The organism is uncultured Chitinophaga sp., assembly GCF_902168175.1.
Classification (GTDB): domain Bacteria; phylum Bacteroidota; class Bacteroidia; order Chitinophagales; family Chitinophagaceae; genus Chitinophaga.
The window spans coordinates 1-18556 of record NZ_CABHOU010000021.1; the positions used below are offsets into that span (position 1 = coordinate 1).

Consider the following 18556-nt stretch of genomic DNA (forward strand, 5'->3'; position numbering starts at 1 on the left):
GGCCCGAAATGCCGAACGGCAGGCCCATGGATTTTATTTTCCAGGTGGTAAATACCGGCCAACAGGGCTTACCGGAAGATATTAAAGTGCTGCAGTTCTACTACGACTGGCACGCAGGGCCATGGTCCACGGGCGACGGAGGCTGGCTGGTAAAAACCTACGAAGCCGTTAACCCGGACAAACAGTTGTTGATAGAACGCCCCGCCAACCTCGGCCGGGCCAAGTACTGCGACATAACCTTTAAACAAATACAGGTATTACCCGATTGGGACGGCATTGACGATGTAAGCCCCGAGGCCTCCAAACTTTCCTGCACCCTCGACGAAAACGAACCCTGGACACCTTACCAGGAAGTAACAAAAGAGCTGGGTGCCGAGCCTGATTTCCAGTCGCTGATAGGTGGTTATCCTAAATGGCTGCAGGGCAACGATGGGCCAGTGGACGACGATAATCAGGCATTACCACTACTTTTCCAGGTAGATTCTGACGTAAATGCAGACATTACCTGGTCGGACCAGGGATTGGTATACGTGTTCTATAATCCAGCCAGGAAAGGCGAATACAAATTTATACTACAGAGTCTGTAAACTATTCGGTGTTATAACCACCGCATCATCGCGCCATCAGGCGTAAAACGTTTCAACGGTTTGCCGCGGGTGAACATCCAGGTAACCCAGCCAAATTCATACCCGCCGGATGGATGCACGTAGTAAAACTTATTGCTACCCGATCTTTTCAAACAGAATTTAATGTCTGGCTCCTGCTTACCGGCTACCGGCTGCACGAACTGGAAGAATGGGCCGCTTTTGCGGTAAAAACCTTTCGTCACTACCGTATCTGCAGGCGTAGTATCGTCGTTGGTCGGGCGAAACAGGTCGGTAACCACGTAACCACTGTCGTTGTACAGGTGAATGTAGCGGAAACAGTATTTCGTGCCGGTGGCATCGGCTATTTTATTGATCTCTTTGTAATATTTGTCCTGCGCTGTGGCGAGTATTGGTGCCAGCAGCAGGAGCATTAAACACTTCAGCTTCATAAACTTCACGTCATGCGGTAATATTACGTAAAGATTGAACACTAAGCAAAAAAGGGACGCTTACACCCCACCTGATCAAAACGCCACGGTAACATTTAGCGGAATGAAAGATAAATATTACTTTGGCGAACGGCCTTGTATGCAGGGAACGCGTAACACACTGTAAAAACAGGCGGGTTTTGCCGTAACTGCATTAAAGAAATGAAACCGCTGATTATACAATGAAGATTATTCACCTGGTTATCCTGCTTTGTGCCGGACTTTGTTGTTATGGACAAAGCCATCAAATACTGGTGTTCTCCAAAACAGAACCCGGCTATCGCCATGCCTCTATTGGCGCCGGTAAAAAGATGTTCCTCGCGCTGGGCAAGAAATACAAAGTAGGTGTAGATACTACCGAAGACGCCAGTTACTTCACCCCTGCCCGCCTCGCGAAGTACAAAGCCATTGTATTCCTCAGTTCCCGCGGCGATGTGCTGGATACGGTGCAGCAGGATGCCTTACAGCAATACATCCGGAAAGGCGGTGGTTTTGTTGGCATACACGCTGCTACCACTACCGAGTATCACTGGCCATGGTTCAATCAACTGGCAGGCGCTTATTTCGACGGGCACCCCGTTCCACAGGAAGCCCTGTATACCACCATCAACAAAAGCTTTCCCGCTACCGCCCATCTGCCGGATACCTTCCGCCGGTTCGACGAAATCTATAATTTCCGCAACGTTCAGGACTCTTTACACTACCTGCTAACGGTAGACGAAAACAGTTACAAAGGCGGCAAAATGGGCCACTTCCATCCTATCAGCTGGTACCGTCATTTCGAGGGCGGCCGCTCGTTTTACCTAGGCCTTGGCCATTTCGACAAAGATTATGAAGATCCCTTTTTCATTGACATCACATGGAAAGGCGTGCAGTGGGCGATGGGACTGACACCAAAACCCTAACACTAAAACGTATTCACAAGATTGCTATAACGCGATAAAAGATTCTTCTGCACCGTCACTGGCGATTCACGGGAACCGCCTGGTGATGCCTGAATGTCCAGTGGCGGCCACTGTAAGCCTGCCGGCGATACCTGGAAACACATTGGCGATGCCTCCATGTCAGGTGGCGATGCCCGGAAGCCTTCGTCCATCATAAAAGTGACGCTGGCGATGCCTAAAGCTCGTCTGTCGGTCCATAAAGTAATGCTGGCGATGCCTATATGACAGCTGGCGGAGTCTTTTGTTCATCTGTCAACCTCTTTTGCTCATCTGGCGATGTCTAGATGGCAGCTGGCGATGCCTTTTGTTCATCTGTCAACCTCTTTTGTGCATCTGGCGATGCCTAGATGGCAGCTGGCGGGGTCTTTTGTTCATCTGTCAACCTCTTTTGTTCATCTGGCGATGCCTTTTGCTCATCTGGCGATGCCTAGATGACAGTGGCGATGCCTAGATGGCAGTGGCGGGGTCCAGATGGCCATAAATAGAAGCGGCCTGACTAACGCCAGGCCGTGTGTCTTAAAAATAATGTTATTACCAGTATTTGATTTCCCTCTCGGTGAGTTCATAAAGCGGTTCGCCATTTCGTAAATCGTCCGGGTAGGATAATAACTTCGTGATCCAGTTATTGTGCTCATCATACGTATAAGTCCAGGTAATGATTTCCTTCCCGGCGTACTTAATTTCCTTTACCAGGTTCCCTTTGTCATCATATTCATAAGTGGGGTCGTTGGCCGTCACTTTGATATCCCCTGTTTTATCAGTCGACAATACCGACTTTATCTTTTGATTATCACCATTATAAACATACCTGCGGTGGAAGTAATAACGTCCAGAAGTATTAACCTCATCATAAATATTGCCTTTAGCATCATAATCATATTTGTAACTCTCCGTTGGCACTTCCTTAAGGTCAAAATCAACTCTTTCTATCATTTGATTCTTCCCATTCCACGTAAATTCACGTTTGGCGAGATAACTTCCATCTTCATGGTATTTAGTGATACTCGTCGTATTGCCAGCATGGTCGTAACGGTACCTGAATTTCAGCGAGTGCGTGCCAGGGCGGATAACGTCTTTATCTTTCAACCTTCCTTTTTCATCATAAATAAATTTATACGTGCTGGCGTGCTTACCATCGTGTGCGCGATCAATTTTCGACAACTTTCCGGCATCGTTGTAACTGTATGTATGTTGAGATGTTCCCAGGTACTTTCTCGTACCATTTTCTCTCGTTTGTTTAAGCCGCATGCCATTTTTATCATAATCATACACATCCTGGATCTCAAAAATTTCCTTTTCAGGCTTTCCGAACTTCACCTTAAGTTTCCATTCTGTTACTTTTACCTTTTTCACAGGCCCCCTTAAATCGTCTGTCACAGCGTGCGGTTTGTTCGCAGGTATGTCGTAATCACCGAACTGCGCGTAGGCGCTAAAACTGCAAATAGTTAAAAACAGCAGCAAGCTATATTTCATCGTTATCATTATTTGTAGTATTTAAGTCTGGCGTCAAATATTTCAAGAAGGCCCTTGCCAAGGTCTGCGGTTGCTGCAGGCGCATTTTGTGTACAGGCTGCAGAAGAAAGCAGGATAAGTGCTGCTGCGATAGATTTTTTCATCGGTAAGGTTTGGTAACGGAAACGTGTATTGGGAATAAATATATTAAAAAAGGTTGTAGCGTCTTACATCCCGGATCTTTTTTCTTTCCAGCCTCTACCGTACGTGAAGGGAATTAGCTGTTGAAGCGGAGCCTTACTTTCATTTCTTCGATTACATTGTAGATGATCGGGCAACGGCCATAGTGGGCCAGCGTGGCGAAGAGGCGTTTGGTGAACTGAGGATTGTGCAGGCCGGGGAATTCGCGGCACTCTGCAAAACGTTGCTCGTAAATAGTGCAGCAGTCGTTTTTAAGAAAATGGCATGGAATGGTGTTCATGATCATGATACCACCATGGGAGCCCGTTTCCACATATTCTTTCTTTACATCTGCCTCTGTGCGGCCCAGATGTGCAGCCAGCACATTAATTTCATCAGCCGTAACATTGATCATAAGCGAACGGCAGCAATTGCCGCAGGTGGTACAATCTATTTGAGGAGTGATGAGCGCATCCAGTTCCTGTACAAGCTCGTCAATACTATCAGACTCCTGTGACTGGAGAAATGTTCTGAATGCCTGGTTTTCGGCATCCTTAGCCTCTGCTTTAGCCGCGATATCGGCGAGTGTGGTCGTGATTTGCAAGCTGCGAAGGTACGGTAATCGCCGGAAGACAGATAAAAAAACTGGGGCGGCGTGTCCACGCATCTAGAAAAGATCATCTTTTCCAATATCTAATTTTATTTACCGTTTTATTGCCTGTCCCCGGACGATTATATGTTGATTATCAACCAAAATCTTCTTTAGTATTAAAAGAGAAGAACTTTCGGCCACTTAATTGCATTAAAATATAATTATATTTATCGGCAACCAGGATAGTGAGTGAGTAAAGATATACCCTCCTGGCGCCCATGAAACCTGTTTAAGGAAATTACTGCCATACAGAAGCCTTTTACCCGGGCTTTACCATCTCTCTATGCGGCTAATACCTTTCTAAATCCGCGCTGCTGTACCTTTTATTTACTTCAATTCATATTTAACAACAACCTATGAAAAAACTTTATGTAATGCTGGCCGTCTCCATTCTGGCATTCAGTGCATGTTCTAAAGACGATGAACCAAAGGCGGGCACTGGTGCTGCCGAACTTTACACCAGGGTAATAGGCAAATGGACGTTCGCGAATATAACATTGGATGCGCCACCCTCTACCGGCAGAACAGCTTTTTCCCGCCAGGCGCCACTAGCCCGTACAACAGAAGAGGAGGTACAAAGTTTCATCGAATTCCAGAGCGACAGCACTTACTACCTCTATGATTCGGAAGGTAAATTCTACCAGGGGACTTTTACCGTGAAAGACAGTGTAACTATCTCTATGGGCGACTTTGGCACATTGAACAATATAACATTCGCACAGGGAGTATTGAATTTCACACTGCTTTATTACGGTACAAAGGAAATTGTGATTACCGCCAACAAAGCGCCCGGCGTTGCACTCACAGACTCTACCAAACTGTTTTGCCTAAACTGGCATCTCACCCAAGAAGATGATGGCGCGATGCTTTACACGGCCGCCCGTGTTGTATTTAACGCCAACGGAGAAGCCATCGGCAGCTTTGTTGCAGACAGCATTACATTCCAGATGACATCCGCCGGTACTTACATCGTACGGATGTTCAAAGACAAACAACTGAGGACTGCAGATGTATTCTACTGGAAATGGCACAGCAGCCTGCCCGCATATTTCGTGTATTGGGATAGCACTAACGAGCCAAATGAGGAATTGAACAAAGCACAGATCCGCGAGCTGACGAAGGACATTTTTAGAATGTCTGAAGATACAGACCACGATGGGGACGGTATTATCAGCGCAAACGAATCAGGTAACTGGACATTCACACCGGCTGATAAATAATCGCTCAACGAAGTCATTTCATCCCCACAGTATTAGCTGTGGGGATTTTTTTACGTTGCGATCGTATAAGTGTTACAAATATTTTCAAACATTGTAGAGAATGTCTACAACCATCTATGGCATTGCGTTTGGAGTGATCCGTAAGTTGCCGGGGAAGCAAAATCCATATGCATCTGCAAATATTTTTTTTGAAAATTCATTCTGATTTATCACTTTTGCGCCGGAGGAATGGCAGAGCGGTCGATTGCGGCAGTCTTGAAAACTGTTGACTGTTACAGGTCCGGGGGTTCGAATCCCTCTTCCTCCGCTCAAAATTTGCCTGGCAAAATGCCGGGCGTTTTTGTTTTTAGGAATACTCCAGTCTTTGCATAACCTATTTTGACTGTTACAGGTCCGGGGGTTCGAATCCCTCTTCCTCCGCTCAAAATTTGCCTGGCAAAATGCCGGGCTTACGACCACCTCATTTAACCCTTACCATTCAACCAGATAATATTCCCGAAATGCATCATTTTTCGAGGAATTTTCTATTTTAGCTAATTCGGTTTTGCATCCACACGTCTAAACATTATTGCACATCACGTCATGAAACATCCTCTGTTATCCATTTTAGGCCTCCTGGTTGCATTTGGAGCCACCGCGCAGGTGCGCGTAAATACAAAGTCCTTTAACACCCGTAACGAAGCCCGGGTGATCCAGAAAGGTGAATTACTGGAAGTAAGCTGGCCCGCGGGCAAAGCGCTTACCGGTAAAGTAATCTTCGATCTCGGTAAAGGGAAACCTTTGTTCCGGCAACTGCTGCTGGGCGAAAAAGTGGTGTCTGCCGATCTGGATGCTGCTTTCATCATCACTGTTGGCAAAAGAGACCTACGCTCGCAAAATGGATGGAACATCTTTTTCGACAAGGTCCCGAAGAAGCCATTTGACAGCTACCCGGTTAGCCTGGAGAAAACCTCGGCTGCGGTTAAATCGGAAGGCAGTCACACTGTGGTTACTATTGGGCAACTTTCGGCAGATCGGTTTGCCGGCAACCTGGAAGTTACCTTTTACAACGGTAGCCCGTTGTTCAACGTAGCAGCCGTTATGTCTACCAGCATCGATTCTACCGCACTGGTATTCGATGCCGGATTAATCAGCCGCTCCGATGCCTGGCAAAACATCACATGGACCAACACCGGCGACAAGATTGAAAAAGCGGTGGTGGTAAAAGGCGACACGGCCCGCAACGTAGCCGTTAAGTACCGCGCCATTGCCGCAACAGGCAAACAGGGCACGCTGGCCCTCTTCCCTCCCCCACATCAATACTTTTACCCGCTCGACGAAGCCTTTAACCTGCGCTTCACCTGGTACGGCAACAAATACCGTAACATGACCGATGGTTTCGGCATGGGTATACGGCAGGAACTAAACGGCGATAATCGTTTTGTACCCTGGTTTAATGCACCGCCGGGCTCACAGCAACGCATGAACTTTTTCTGCCTGTTAAGCGCAGGCAACGAAAACGAAGCCTTCTCGTCCGTAAAACAGTTTACGAATAACGACCGGTATGCGGAATTGCCCGGTTTCAAAACCATGTCGAGCCACTTCCACAATGAGTTTGTGATGAATGTAATGATGAAGGGCAAACCGATGCCTGACACGCTGGAGTTTGTGGAGGTCTTTAAGAGAGCGGGCGTTGATATCGTACACCTCGCAGAATTTCATTACACCGCCGATCCTAAAGGGCCGGATGAAAAACGCCTGCCACAGCTGAAAGCCTTGTTTGACCTTTGCGAACGCTCGTCTGACAACAGCTTCCTGTTACTCCCAGGCGAAGAACCGAATGAATTCTTCGGTGGACATTGGCTGCAATTGTTTCCAAGTCCGGTATATTGGGTAATGTCACGCAAAGAAGGCGTGCCTTTTGTAGAAGATAAACCCGGTTACGGCAAAGTGTACCATGTAGGTAATAAAGAAGAGATGCTGCAGCTGCTGGAAAAAGAACAAGGTCTGGCCTGGACGGCCCACGCCCGTACCAAAGGCTCTGTAAACACGCCGGATGCGTATAAGAACGAGGCTTTCTTCCTCTCCGACCGTTTTATGGGTGCTGCCTGGAAAGCAATGCCAGCCGATCTATCCATTCCCAGTCTTGGCCGCCGTGTACTCGATTTGCTGGACGACATGAATAACTGGGGATTGAAAAAAACAGTGATCACCGAAGCCGATTTATTCACCATCACCCACGAAAATGAGATGTACGCCCACATGAACGTCAATTACCTGATGCTCGATAAAATACCAGCTTACAAAGACAGCTGGAAACCTGTACTCGACGCCATGCAGCATGGCAGGTTCTTTGGCTCAACCGGCGAAGTACTCATTCCATCTTTAAAAATAAACGGTCATATTTCTGGCGATAGCCTCCAGTTGCCTGCCAATGGTAAAGCCAGCATCGCTCTTCAGCTGAAATGGACATTCCCTATGAATTACGTGGAAATCATTTCAGGCGATGGTAAAAAGGTGTACCGTGAAAAGATAGATCTTACTGCCACGAAAGCTTTTGGCGAAAAGGCATTCAATTTCAGCACCGCGTTGACAGGCCGTAAATGGGTACGACTGGAAGCCTGGGACGTTGCTGCGAATGGGGCTTTTAGTCAGACGTTCTATATCCGGTAGTATTAATCCAGGTATATCAGGTGACAGTACTCAGCCTCCTCCTCCGGGAGCAGCAGCATGGTTTTCATAAGCCCGTTCGGCCGCTTCCAGACAAAAACCATGTTACCGTTTAACGGGCTCATTACTTCTTCTTCACCGAAGAGTATTCTTAACTCAGTGATCAAAGTATCTGCATCGACAGTCGGTAGCACCAGCATCAACAATCCGATGCAACCGTCTGTCGATGTAGTGATCAGAACGGCTTCGATGCGACTGCGGATATTGACGTTATTGTTCAGTTCATCTATATCACCAACGTACCGGTACATGGCGCCTCCTGTTAAACCTTTGCCCGGCGTAACCGCCATCGGCTGTTCGGCAACAAGTTGCACGTGTTCCTGATCATGAATATTGTTCCCAATTGCGAGGGAGCCTATTCCACTTAAATGAAGCATATGGTGTATTTTGAAGTAAATGCAGGCCTCAGTACCGGGCATAACAATGGCTATACCGGTTGGTTTACATAACGCAAAGGTTTGCGGGAAATTTGGAGAAAAGCTAATTGAAGACCCAATTGCTCAATGGAAAAGCAGGTTGGAATATGAATTTAGGAAAAATGATCTTATCAGCAAATAAAAAATCCCCTGCAACAAAAGCCACAGGGGATTTTTATTATGGGTTGATTGAAACACTACTTCACTGCTGGCTTCAATGTATACTTATATTTTTCGTCTGCCGTTAGCAAACCATCACCGTTAAAATCGGCCACCTGCTCAGTTTTCATTATATCTTTCGTTAACTCCAGCGCAGTTTCGTAAGGATACTCACCGGGGTTAGTACCTACCGGGTAGAACAGAAAACGGTTGGCTTCTGTTGCATGCCACTTCCAGTTAGTAACGTCCGTATCGATCAGTACTGTATTTTCGAAACGACGTAAAATGCGGGTGCCATAAGTAGAGAACTGAATAGTGATGCTGTCTATCTGCTTGTAACCGACAATCTCCCCTGCAGCATCCCAAACAGGCCATTGGCCGAACATAGATTCGCCATTGTCTTCCTTGGTCAAACTCCATATGCGGCTGATCAGCTTTGTTTTATCATCTGCTGCCGCAGTCTGGATCTTAACACCTGCCAGGGTAAGCTCTTCGTTATTGGCTCCATAAGTAAGTTTAAAGTTGATACCGGTAGATGTAAAGCTAATTGCGGTAATTTTCCCGAAGCTTCCGAGCGAAATATTTATACTGTCCAGGGCGCTGTACTTGCCAGTATAAAACTTTCCACGCGCATCGTGAATGTAATAAGTGCTGTCCGCCAGAAACTCTACAAAACCTTCACCCACCGAAGTTTCCTTCGCCAATGTAGATCCGGCTTTTCTGGCCCCAATTTCTACTTCGCTGCCCAACGACCATTTGCCTAATACTTTCGTTGAAAGTGTTTTGGCTCCGGTGTCTGGCTTCGCATCATCTTTTTTTGAACAGGCGGTAAATACGAGCGCTGCCGCCACAGCAAGTGCATAGATGGATTTCATAGGTGATATTTTTGGTTTATCGGGTTTGATAGCTAAATTGTATAGGCCTTCACGTTACACAGCGTCCGCATTATTTCATTATAAAATACAGTGGCAAATATAATAACATATTAACATTTATCAAATAGATAAACTAAGAAAGGAAACCGCTGCATGTTAACGACTTAGCGAACATGATAAACGAAAAAGCCCGCAGTGCATCACTGCGGGCTTGCCAAAAACCAATATCTATTACAATTTTTCAATCAAAGCCGGTTGAGCCAGCCGGCGAAAATCTTGTTTAACAGTGGTACCAGCACGTAAAAAACGACAGGTACCGCTATCGCTGTTGATATAAATGTTTGCGCCGCCAAAGGAAGCGCCACCAGGTAATCGCCCAGCACAAAGGACATGAAAGTGACAAGCGGGTAAATGGCCAGCCATACGATAAAAGCATTTTTATGTTGCTGCCTGTTTGAGTGTTGCATATTACTGAGTTTTTAATCGTTACTGATAATATGACAAGCCTGGGCAGCAAAACGTGACGGATTTTTTAAGCTTTCCGCTTTACTGACAGCACCACCTCATACAAATATAGTGGCGCCGCCCACCCTAACCAGAATAAAGAAGGAGATATATCGGCAAATTCACCCAGGCGCTGTACTACGGGCAACTTCACCAGGGTACCCGACACTACGAAAGCCAGCGTTACCAGGTAACTTCTCGTCATCCACTCCTGGTGCAACTTAAATTTGCGTTTGATAGCTGCCCACCAGGCAATAAAGGTCGCAGTGATCCAAACTGTAACCCATACCTGTAAAGAGAAAGCGTAAGCCCAGTTAACGGCATAAGCGGTGGTGGAGGAAAGGATAGCGGCGGTGATACTGCTGCAGATGATGGCCAGCAGGTACAGGGTGCCTATGATACGGTGCAGCTTCCAGCCATAGGCGCGTAACCTGCCCCAGAACTGTAACGGACCAAGTATAAGCGCGCCACCACCCGCCGTAATGTGCATAAGGAGCACCCATCTTAACTTAAAATATTTCCCCATCGCTTCGGGGGTAAGACGCAGGAAGTGATCGGCCGCTTGCATGAACGACCAGGTGAGAAACACGATCCCCATCCATAAAAGAATGCTAAAAACATCGGAGAATGCCAGGCGTTTATCGGCTGTCATATTTTTCATGTGTACTTCAGATTTTTACATCACAAAAATCAGGAAGTACACTGGCCTGGTCAATTACCGCTAAATTATTCGGTTACCGAAAATTTATTCGGTATGGTAGTCTGGGTCACTTCTTTTACATATTCGCCATTGTTGCGGCCCCAAATGTCCATGGCGGTAACAATGGGCATAATATCACGCCCCATTTTCGTTAAGGTATAGTCTGCCCGCAATGGAAAACCGGGTTGAATCGTTTTGCAAACCAGTCCGTGCAACTCCAGTTCTCTTAACTGCATGTCGATTACCCTCGGTGTGGCCGATGGCAACTGCCTGTGCATTTCGCTGGGCCTTGTAATGCCGTTATAAATCAGGTCTACAATGCAGGGCTTCCATTTTCCACCCAGCACTTTCATAAACACGATAATACCGCAATCAAGGTCTTCAGGGGTTTTCCGTTCATACGTTTGCATACGCCAGGGTTTTAATTCACTGTAAATATAAAAAATATGGTTTTACAATTGTACCTGCTGCCCCCCTGCCCTTAACCGCATCGTTTTACCCTGCCATACCAGCTCGCCTGCCACGGGCGTTGTAACAGAGCCGTTCAGGCTTTTTCCTTTCTGCTGAAGATGCAATTTAATTTTTCCTGAGGGATGCGGCATCTCTGCATCTATCCACTGTAAACCGCCAAAACGGGGGGTGATGCGTACGGCCTTAAAGCCGGGCTTCGACGGAACGATGCCGCACACGGTCGCCAGCAGGTCGTATACAGGACTGGCGCTCCAGGCGTGGCAGTCGGAACGCGTAGGCTCCGGTCTTTCAGGGAACGTGGTGAGGCCCATGTCTATCATGGCATGCCATGGTTTAAGCAGGCGAATATATTCATCACCCAAACCTGCTTTTTTAAACGCCTGCATCAGGTAAAAACGATAATAGATAGTACACTGTATAATCGATTCATCTTTTTCAATCTTCTGCAATAAAGAAGCCTGCTCATTTTTAGGCACTGCGTCTGTTAATACTGCCATAGCGTTAGCATGCTGACTAAACTCCTGCTTTTCCGGCGAATCGGCTATCATGCCTTTGGCTGCATCCCAGCAGGTATTATATGCCGCCGTGCGTAGTTTTGTGGCCAGCGCATCCCAGTGTGCGGCCTCTTTCGTACGGCCAAAACTCCTGAACATTTCCGCTGCATGCTGCAATGCATATACATATTGCAACGTAAGAATCGACGAATTGCCTTCCAGTGCGCCGGCAGGTATACCACTTGTTTCCTCCGTGCCTTTCCATGGCCATTGCGCAGGCCAGTCGACAAAGTTCCAGTAGGGCATTTTACCCAGCATACCCTGTGCGATCACGTATTTTTCGTGCCAGGTCAATACATCTGCAACACCAGCCAGCATTGACTTCACAAAAGCCTCATCATCTACAAGCATCTGATAATCGTGCAGCATAATTATCCAGAAAAGGGAAAAAGGCGGGATGATCTGTTTTACGTTTGACGGGTACCTGCTTTGCGTTAGCCCTTCCGAAATACTGGACTGCGCGAACTGCGTGATGGCATTTTTCATTAACCTGCCATCGCCAGACACGTACAGGGAAATAAGTGCCTGTATACGCGTATCGCCGATATACTGTAACTGCTCGTAATACGGGCAATCCATGTAAGTTTCAAAAGCGCACAGGCGACTGGTGCGCCAACCTATCTCCCATATCTTACCAAGAGATGTATCATTAGAACTGAAACGTGCATTTTCTTCAAAAGGATAAGCTGTGTAGCGACTGTTAAAACCCGAAATAACCAGAGGCTTCTGATGGTTCTCTATCCTTAATTCCACAAAACGAAAAGTACGGTAGTACAATGGGCGGAACAAACGATCGCCCCCATCGGTAATAAATACATCCTTGTAACCGCTGATGCTTTTGCCTTCTACGTCATTACGGTTCCCTTTCTCCCCTGTCTGTTTATCATACAATGCTTCTGAATAAGTGAGCGTGATCTTACAATCTTCGCCACCGCTCAGTTGCATTTCAGGGTAAGCTGTAGTAAGCGTACCCTGGTCGATGAGCAGGGTTACGGTTTGGTCGGGCGCCACGATCAGGGGCTTTTTGCCTGTCAGGAACTGCCCGTCCACAACAGCCCCCTCGGACCGCCTGATGCTCGCGAAACGTTGCTGTTTCTCTATTGGAAACGGGATGTTGCGTGGCAGTAGCGTACGGCCGGTTTCACGGGTAACAATAGCTGTTTGCCAGTGGTTGTCGTTGTAAGCTGCCTGCTGCCATCCCCAGGGGTAACGTTTAGCATAGATATATTCGTAGGGACCCGTAATATGTAATGCATCGGCAAGTGGTGTATAGGCATTATTTTCCGTCACCCGCCAGCTGTTATCGGTATTAAGCACAGAGGCTATTCCTGTACCTTTTATCCACAACCCTGTTTGCAGCGATAGTTGTGCCCAGGCAGCGTTGCTGCCATGATTCCACACAGTAACCGCCACTACGTTCTGACCGGCATGCAGATGCGGGGCCAGGTCGATGGTTTCATAACGCCAATGCGCCACATCCGACCGCTGGGGGCCGCAAATAACATTGGTGCCGTTTACATACAACACATACCGGTTATCGCCAGAAATATCAATATTGAATGCCGATGGCTTTTCGTCCAGTGTAAAGGTTTTACGAAAATGGTACACGCCATATTCTTTGAGAGGAACACCAGGCGGCGCAATCCATTGCTGGGCTACGGAAAAACTGCTGATGAACAAACCTGCCATCAACCCAAAAACCTTTTTAAAGCGGGTAAAAATCATACAAATAAAGTAAAGGAATAAAATACGTTATTCCCCGTGTTTTATTATAAAAAAGCTGGCAGATGTAACATCTGCCAGCTTGAAAGGAAGGGCCGTCCCACAAATGGGGCAGCCTTTTGCTATTCCTCTGTTACTCAATTCCATTCGCCTTGCACACCGGCAAGGACGTTGGGATTGTAGTTTTTTTCTGCGTTGGGAATCGGGAACAATACGTGTTTATCGAGGAACGGCTCTTTACCGTCGCCCGGTTCCGCTTTCCTGATCGCGTTAAGCGTTTGTTTCGCGATACCCCAGCGAATCAGGTCGAAGTAACGTTGCTGCTCGCCGCAAAGCTCCAGCTGGCGCTCGCGCATTAATAAATTCATCGCGTTCGTTTTATCACCCAGTGTGGTGTACAACTCGGCGCCCGAGCGACTTCTTACGCTGTCGATATACTGCCTTGGCGCATCACCCACATCACCTTGCTGGATATGTGTTTCGGCCAGCATCAGCAACACATCGGCAAAACGAATGATCTGTCCGTTGATGGAACTAATGGGGGCACCATATGATTTTACGCGGTCATAGTATTCATACTTTTTCCATTTGTAATAACCCTGCTGATCGGCTGCATTGAAAGGGAAATTGATCGCACCACCTGTACACTGCTCGCAATACACGGTAGCACCGCCACTGGCCGCACTGCCGTAGAACGTGAATTTCGCACGGGGATCGGTGTAAGGCGCGCCGCCAACTGGATTAGGATACGTAAAGGCATTTACAGCAGCCGTAGAAACGTACATGTTATCCCAATCGTTAAATCCATATTCCTGCGCACGGCCGGAGTGGGTCACTTTTCCGCCTGCAGACGGCTGACTTTCGGCGCCACCAAACATGTAGTACTGACTACCAAGTCCCCAGTCGGTCCAGGCAGCATTCATCGCCTGGAATATATTCTCTTTGGTGTTTTGATTGGTGGGTGTAAAATTTGCGTTATAATCTTTCTCCAGCGCATAAGTGTAAGGTGCCTGGGTCAGTTTAACGAGTTCCGCCTGGGCAGGCCCCCACTTCTGCTGAAAAAGATATACCCTTCCTAACAATGCTGTGGCAGCGCCTTTCGTAGCACGGCCGAGATCTGCGTTACCATATACAACCGGCAGCACAGCCTGCGCGTCTTTCAGGTCTTTTTCAACAAAAGCCCACACATCGGCAGCTGTAGCGCGTGGAAGGTAGTTATTGTTAATAGTTTCGTTGTACGTTTTATGCAAAGGCACGCCGCCCCACAGGCTCACGAGATTAAAGTAAGCATATGCACGCAGGAACTTCGCCTCGGCTACATACTGTGCTACTTTTAATTTATCGGCATCAAGGGTAGGGTTCCAGGCAATGGCGCGGTCTTCTACCACGTTGGCGCGGAAAATAATGCGGTACAGCGACTGCCACAGTTGTGTGAGCTGTACTTGTTCCGGACCAAAATTGTATTCTGCCAGCTGGGCCATATCGCCCTGCATGTTCGACGTTTTTTTAGCATCATAACCCAGCAGATCAAAAATAAAGTAGTATTCGCGCGCCCACAATCCCTGGTGCATCAGCGTGGCATAAGTAGCCACCGTGGCCTGATTGATGGCCTCCGACGAACGGAAGTAGGTTTCAAAGTCGTAGGTCGACGGGTTCTGTAATTCCAGTTCACTTTTCCGGCAACTAAACAAACTGGCGAGTAGTGCAGCGGCTATAAATATTTTTTTCATGTTGATTTCTTTTTAAGTTGATTAAAACCCGATTTCTATGCCGGCCAGGAATGTTCTTGGCTGTGGCAGTGCGCCCAGGTCGATACCCCTGCTGAACAGGAAGTCGCCACCCGGCATAGCACCAATTTCAGGATCAAAACCACTGTAGTTGGTAATGGTAAACAGGTTTTGTGCGGCCACATAAATACGTGCATTACGTAGTATGTTGTTGGTAATAGGTTTAGGCAGTTTATAACCAATTGTCAGGTTACGTAAACGCATGTAACTGCCATCCTCTATCCACCAGTCGGATGCCCTGAGGTTAGCACTACCAGTTGCATTCTGACCCGCGCGCGGCACACTGGCCACATCGCCCGGCTGACGCCAGCGGTCAAGGATGTCGGTAGTAGCATTATGGCCTGTAGATACTATATGGGTATGGAACTTCATACCGTTAATCAGGTCTACGCCGGAAACACCTGAAATCACGAAATTGAGGTCAAATCCTTTGTACTCGAGGTTACCATTGATGCCGTACACATATTTCGGGATCGGACTGCCCAGTACTTCCTGGTCCTTAGCCGATACTACACCATCACCATTAATATCTTTGAAGATGAAATCACCGGGCTTGATACCGGCCTGGTATACCGCTGTTGCGTTACCAGAAACATCTACCGCTCTTTTGTTAAGTGCATCTATTTCCGCCTGGTCGCGCGCTACATGGTCCAGCCGGTAGCCATAAAACGAGCCTATAGGGCCACCGTCCGCAGTACGCGTCATTTCCACCAGGTTGTTGAACTTACCGCTGATAATTGGCGCTACGAACTGTCCGCCAAGCGACAATACTTTATTTTCATTCACAGAACCATTCGCACTGAGGTTCACTTTCAGGTCGCCGAACTGTTGCTGATAACCGACTGTCAGTTCAAAGCCCTGGTTCTGCGCATTTGCTGCGTTCATGGTTTTTGTGAGTCCCACACCGCCTGTTAAGCCAATACCAATGCTTGCCGGCAGCGGCACCGATACGAGCAGGCCATCACTCTTACGTTTGTAATAATCAAAGCTTACGGTAAAGCGGTTCTGCAAAAAGCCCAGGTCAATGCCGATGTCTGTCTGGTCTGTGGTTTCCCAGCGCAAATCAGGGCTGGCGAGGGTATTTACAGTAACGCCTGGTACAAATGCTTCATTGGTACCCAACGAATATACCAGCATACCGGCAGGGTTACCCGCAAATGTAGAAGGCTGCGTCAGGAAGTTACCAATGTTGTTGTTACCGGTACGTCCCCAGCCGCCGCGCAGTTTACCGTCAGACAAAAAGCTTCCTTTCAGGAAATCCTCGTCCACAAAGCGCCATGCAGCACCCGCGCCGTAGAAGTTACCATAGCGGTAGGCTTCACCGAAGTTAGATGCACCATCGCGACGGTAGCTCGCATTCACAATGTATTTCTCCTGGAACACATAGTTAGCACGGCCGTAGTAAGAGATCACCGCAGCGCGGGCATAACCCTGTGAAGCTCCGGAAACAGAACGTGATGTAGCCACACTGATCGTCTGGATGTTATCGTTCGCAATACCAGTACCGATCGCGCTCAGGCCACCGTTTTTACCAGGCCACAGGAAGCTCGTTCCTGCTACACCGGAAATACCATGATTGCCGAACGTGCGGTTGTAGTTAAGATAGTTTTCAAAGGTATAGTGATAATAGTCGCTGTAAGACAAAGTCGCCTGCCGTGCATAACTCAGGTTGTTACCTGCAAGGTGCGCATACTGGTACCCGCTGCTACGGCTTGAAAATATTTCAGCCGAGATCTGTGTACGGAACTTCAGATCTTTCAACAGTCCCACTTCTCCATATAACTGAGGGAACAACAGTACACCCTGGCTTTTCGAGCGTTTTACGCCCGGGTTCAACAAAGGGTTATCGATGTTGCTGGCATCTGCCACGTTTGATACGTTGGAATAACCGCCCAGGATATTAGGATCTAAAATAGGTTTGTAAGGCGCATATTGCAACGCATTTACGATAGACCCCATCACACCATCGCCATGGCTGTAACGCACGCTAAGCACCTGCCCCAGTTTAAAGCGGCCAAAGGTTTCTTCCACGCCCAAACGCAGGTTCAACCGGCGCGAGGTAGCATCGCGCACAATGGCTTTCTGCTGTATATAGTTGGCTGAAAAGCTATACGTTACTTTCTCCGAACCACCGCTGATACCGAGGTAATTTTCGGTCACCATGCCCGACCGGAAGATTTCGTCCTGCCAGTAAGCGCTATCTTGCAATACCGCATCTGTAGCGAATTTAGCAGGCAGCGTAGTATTATTGGTGGCGGCAAAATCTTTCATCAGGTCTACATAATCTTTCGCCTTTAACACCTCCATTGTACGCCAGGCTTTGGCCACACCCCACTGAGAAGTGAAAGTAATGCGCGGCGCCCCGGAGCGGCCTTTTTTCGTTGTTACGATTACCACCCCGTTAGCCGCAGCGGAACCATAGATCGCTGTGGAAGATGCATCTTTTAAAATGGTGATGTTCTCGATATCCTGCGTGCTGAGCGTGTTAAACAACCCTTTGCCTGCCTGGATACCATCAATTACATACAAAGGCTCAATGCTTTTAAAAGAGCCTGTACCGCGGATGATAATCTGCGCATCCGCACCCGGGTTACCGCTGGACTGCACTACCTGTACGCCGGCAGCTTTGCCGATCAGCAGTGCAGAGGGTGTAGGTGCGGTGGTGGCACCGGCTTCTTTTACCGATATTACGCTTACGGCGCTGGCTACTTCTTTACGCCTGGTAGCACCGTAACCCATTACCACAACATCTGTCAGTTGTTTTGTGTTAGTGATCAGCTTTATTTGTAATGGCTGACTAAAGTCGGTTACGACAATTTCTTTTTCTTCGAAATTCACATATGAAATAATAAGGGTAGCCTGCAGCTTTACCTGCTCGAGGCGGAAGTTACCCAATTGGTCGGCAAGTGCGCCGGTGTTAGTACCTTTTAGTTTAACAGAGGCCATCGGTAGTGGTTCACCCGCGTCGTTGGTCACCTTACCCGTTACGGTACCCGTGGTACCCTGTGCCTGCGAGCGATGGCTCGCGGCAGACACCAGTAACAGAAGCCATAAGAATAATGGCAGTGTGGAATTTTTAAACATGATGGTAGAGGAATTTGAGTTGATAAATTAAAAAAAGCCGGGAAGGAAGGCC

The 18556-nt window shown here is 47.7% G+C and carries 17 protein-coding genes and 1 tRNA gene; 5 read left to right on the top strand and 13 right to left on the bottom strand.

Annotated features, from left to right (window positions below; all coding sequences use genetic code 11):
• The coding region (locus tag QZT80_RS02120) for a DUF1963 domain-containing protein (protein WP_295117131.1) at window positions 1-587 on the top strand (587 nt) is incomplete at its 5' end.
• Window positions 588-598: 11 nt separating this feature from the next.
• Here the strand turns inward: QZT80_RS02120 and QZT80_RS02125 are convergent.
• Window positions 599-1036 (bottom strand): hypothetical protein, encoded by a 438-nt coding sequence (locus QZT80_RS02125; protein WP_295117133.1) that lies wholly within the window; start codon window positions 1034-1036, stop codon window positions 599-601.
• Window positions 1037-1257: 221 nt separating this feature from the next.
• Between QZT80_RS02125 and QZT80_RS02130 the strand changes: the two genes are divergently transcribed.
• Window positions 1258-1980 carry a ThuA domain-containing protein gene (locus QZT80_RS02130; RefSeq protein ID WP_295117135.1) on the top strand — a complete coding sequence of 241 codons (723 nt, stop codon included), beginning with the start codon at window positions 1258-1260 and terminating at the stop codon, window positions 1978-1980.
• A gap of 2 nt (window positions 1981-1982) precedes the next feature.
• Here QZT80_RS02130 and QZT80_RS02135 read toward each other — a convergent pair whose 3' ends face one another.
• From QZT80_RS02135 to QZT80_RS02150, 4 genes are all read right to left on the bottom strand, one after another.
• Window positions 1983-2174, bottom strand: coding sequence for a hypothetical protein (locus QZT80_RS02135; RefSeq protein ID WP_295117137.1), 192 nt, complete (start codon window positions 2172-2174; stop codon window positions 1983-1985).
• 376 nt (window positions 2175-2550) lie between these two features.
• Window positions 2551-3492, bottom strand: coding sequence for a hypothetical protein (locus tag QZT80_RS02140; RefSeq protein WP_295117139.1), 942 nt, complete (start codon window positions 3490-3492; stop codon window positions 2551-2553).
• An 8-nt stretch (window positions 3493-3500) separates the two neighbouring features.
• Window positions 3501-3635, bottom strand: a complete 135-nt coding sequence (locus QZT80_RS02145; RefSeq protein ID WP_295117141.1) for a hypothetical protein — start codon at window positions 3633-3635, stop codon at window positions 3501-3503.
• A 113-nt stretch (window positions 3636-3748) separates the two neighbouring features.
• Window positions 3749-4255: a YkgJ family cysteine cluster protein gene (locus QZT80_RS02150; RefSeq protein ID WP_295117142.1), complete on the bottom strand. Its 507-nt coding sequence runs from the start codon at window positions 4253-4255 to the stop codon at window positions 3749-3751.
• 404 nt (window positions 4256-4659) lie between these two features.
• Between QZT80_RS02150 and QZT80_RS02155 the strand changes: the two genes are divergently transcribed.
• The 3 genes from QZT80_RS02155 (at window position 4660) to QZT80_RS02165 (ending at window position 8175) form a co-directional block, all read left to right on the top strand.
• On the top strand, window positions 4660-5523 hold the full coding sequence (locus QZT80_RS02155) for a hypothetical protein (RefSeq protein WP_295117144.1): 864 nt from the start codon (window positions 4660-4662) through the stop codon (window positions 5521-5523).
• Window positions 5524-5745: 222 nt separating this feature from the next.
• A tRNA-Ser gene (locus tag QZT80_RS02160) sits at window positions 5746-5830 on the top strand.
• 275 nt (window positions 5831-6105) lie between these two features.
• Window positions 6106-8175, top strand: coding sequence for a hypothetical protein (locus QZT80_RS02165; RefSeq protein ID WP_295117146.1), 2070 nt, complete (start codon window positions 6106-6108; stop codon window positions 8173-8175).
• Between the two features lie 2 nt (window positions 8176-8177).
• Here QZT80_RS02165 and QZT80_RS02170 read toward each other — a convergent pair whose 3' ends face one another.
• The 8 genes from QZT80_RS02170 to QZT80_RS02205 all read right to left on the bottom strand — a co-directional run bounded on the left by QZT80_RS02170 (window position 8178) and on the right by QZT80_RS02205 (window position 18504).
• The gene (locus QZT80_RS02170) at window positions 8178-8609 is read right to left on the bottom strand and encodes a hypothetical protein (protein WP_295117148.1); all 432 of its coding nucleotides are present in this window, start codon (window positions 8607-8609) and stop codon (window positions 8178-8180) included.
• A gap of 236 nt (window positions 8610-8845) precedes the next feature.
• A complete protein-coding gene (locus QZT80_RS02175) occupies window positions 8846-9682 on the bottom strand; it encodes a hypothetical protein (protein ID WP_295117150.1) in 837 nt (278 codons plus the stop codon).
• Window positions 9683-9927: 245 nt separating this feature from the next.
• Window positions 9928-10149: a hypothetical protein gene (locus QZT80_RS02180; RefSeq protein WP_295117152.1), complete on the bottom strand. Its 222-nt coding sequence runs from the start codon at window positions 10147-10149 to the stop codon at window positions 9928-9930.
• A 65-nt stretch (window positions 10150-10214) separates the two neighbouring features.
• Entirely contained in the window at window positions 10215-10847 is a 633-nt protein-coding gene (locus tag QZT80_RS02185) for a DUF2306 domain-containing protein (RefSeq protein WP_295117154.1), read from the bottom strand.
• 65 nt (window positions 10848-10912) lie between these two features.
• The gene (locus tag QZT80_RS02190) at window positions 10913-11296 is read right to left on the bottom strand and encodes a helix-turn-helix domain-containing protein (RefSeq protein WP_295117156.1); all 384 of its coding nucleotides are present in this window, start codon (window positions 11294-11296) and stop codon (window positions 10913-10915) included.
• A 42-nt stretch (window positions 11297-11338) separates the two neighbouring features.
• On the bottom strand, window positions 11339-13636 hold the full coding sequence (locus tag QZT80_RS02195; protein ID WP_295117158.1) for an alpha-L-rhamnosidase C-terminal domain-containing protein: 2298 nt from the start codon (window positions 13634-13636) through the stop codon (window positions 11339-11341).
• Window positions 13637-13770: 134 nt separating this feature from the next.
• On the bottom strand, window positions 13771-15363 hold the full coding sequence (locus QZT80_RS02200) for a RagB/SusD family nutrient uptake outer membrane protein (RefSeq protein WP_295117159.1): 1593 nt from the start codon (window positions 15361-15363) through the stop codon (window positions 13771-13773).
• 21 nt (window positions 15364-15384) lie between these two features.
• Entirely contained in the window at window positions 15385-18504 is a 3120-nt protein-coding gene (locus QZT80_RS02205; RefSeq protein WP_295117161.1) for a TonB-dependent receptor, read from the bottom strand.
• Window positions 18505-18556: the final 52 nt, after the last annotated feature.

Bases quoted from the DNA above. Each gene is read 5' to 3' on its own strand.
- QZT80_RS02125 (WP_295117133.1), bottom strand. From the start codon at position 1,036: ATGAAGCTGAAGTGTTTAATGCTCCTGCTGCTGGCACCAATACTCGCC.
- QZT80_RS02130 (WP_295117135.1), top strand. From the start codon at position 1,258: ATGAAGATTATTCACCTGGTTATCCTGCTTTGTGCCGGACTTTGTTGT.
- QZT80_RS02135 (WP_295117137.1), bottom strand. From the start codon at position 2,174: ATGATGGACGAAGGCTTCCGGGCATCGCCACCTGACATGGAGGCATCG.
- QZT80_RS02140 (WP_295117139.1), bottom strand. From the start codon at position 3,492: ATGAAATATAGCTTGCTGCTGTTTTTAACTATTTGCAGTTTTAGCGCC.
- QZT80_RS02145 (WP_295117141.1), bottom strand. From the start codon at position 3,635: ATGAAAAAATCTATCGCAGCAGCACTTATCCTGCTTTCTTCTGCAGCC.
- QZT80_RS02155 (WP_295117144.1), top strand. From the start codon at position 4,660: ATGAAAAAACTTTATGTAATGCTGGCCGTCTCCATTCTGGCATTCAGT.
- QZT80_RS02165 (WP_295117146.1), top strand. From the start codon at position 6,106: ATGAAACATCCTCTGTTATCCATTTTAGGCCTCCTGGTTGCATTTGGA.
- QZT80_RS02170 (WP_295117148.1), bottom strand. From the start codon at position 8,609: ATGCTTCATTTAAGTGGAATAGGCTCCCTCGCAATTGGGAACAATATT.
- QZT80_RS02175 (WP_295117150.1), bottom strand. From the start codon at position 9,682: ATGAAATCCATCTATGCACTTGCTGTGGCGGCAGCGCTCGTATTTACC.
- QZT80_RS02180 (WP_295117152.1), bottom strand. From the start codon at position 10,149: ATGCAACACTCAAACAGGCAGCAACATAAAAATGCTTTTATCGTATGG.
- QZT80_RS02185 (WP_295117154.1), bottom strand. From the start codon at position 10,847: ATGAAAAATATGACAGCCGATAAACGCCTGGCATTCTCCGATGTTTTT.
- QZT80_RS02190 (WP_295117156.1), bottom strand. From the start codon at position 11,296: ATGCAAACGTATGAACGGAAAACCCCTGAAGACCTTGATTGCGGTATT.
- QZT80_RS02195 (WP_295117158.1), bottom strand. From the start codon at position 13,636: ATGATTTTTACCCGCTTTAAAAAGGTTTTTGGGTTGATGGCAGGTTTG.
- QZT80_RS02200 (WP_295117159.1), bottom strand. From the start codon at position 15,363: ATGAAAAAAATATTTATAGCCGCTGCACTACTCGCCAGTTTGTTTAGT.
- QZT80_RS02205 (WP_295117161.1), bottom strand. From the start codon at position 18,504: ATGTTTAAAAATTCCACACTGCCATTATTCTTATGGCTTCTGTTACTG.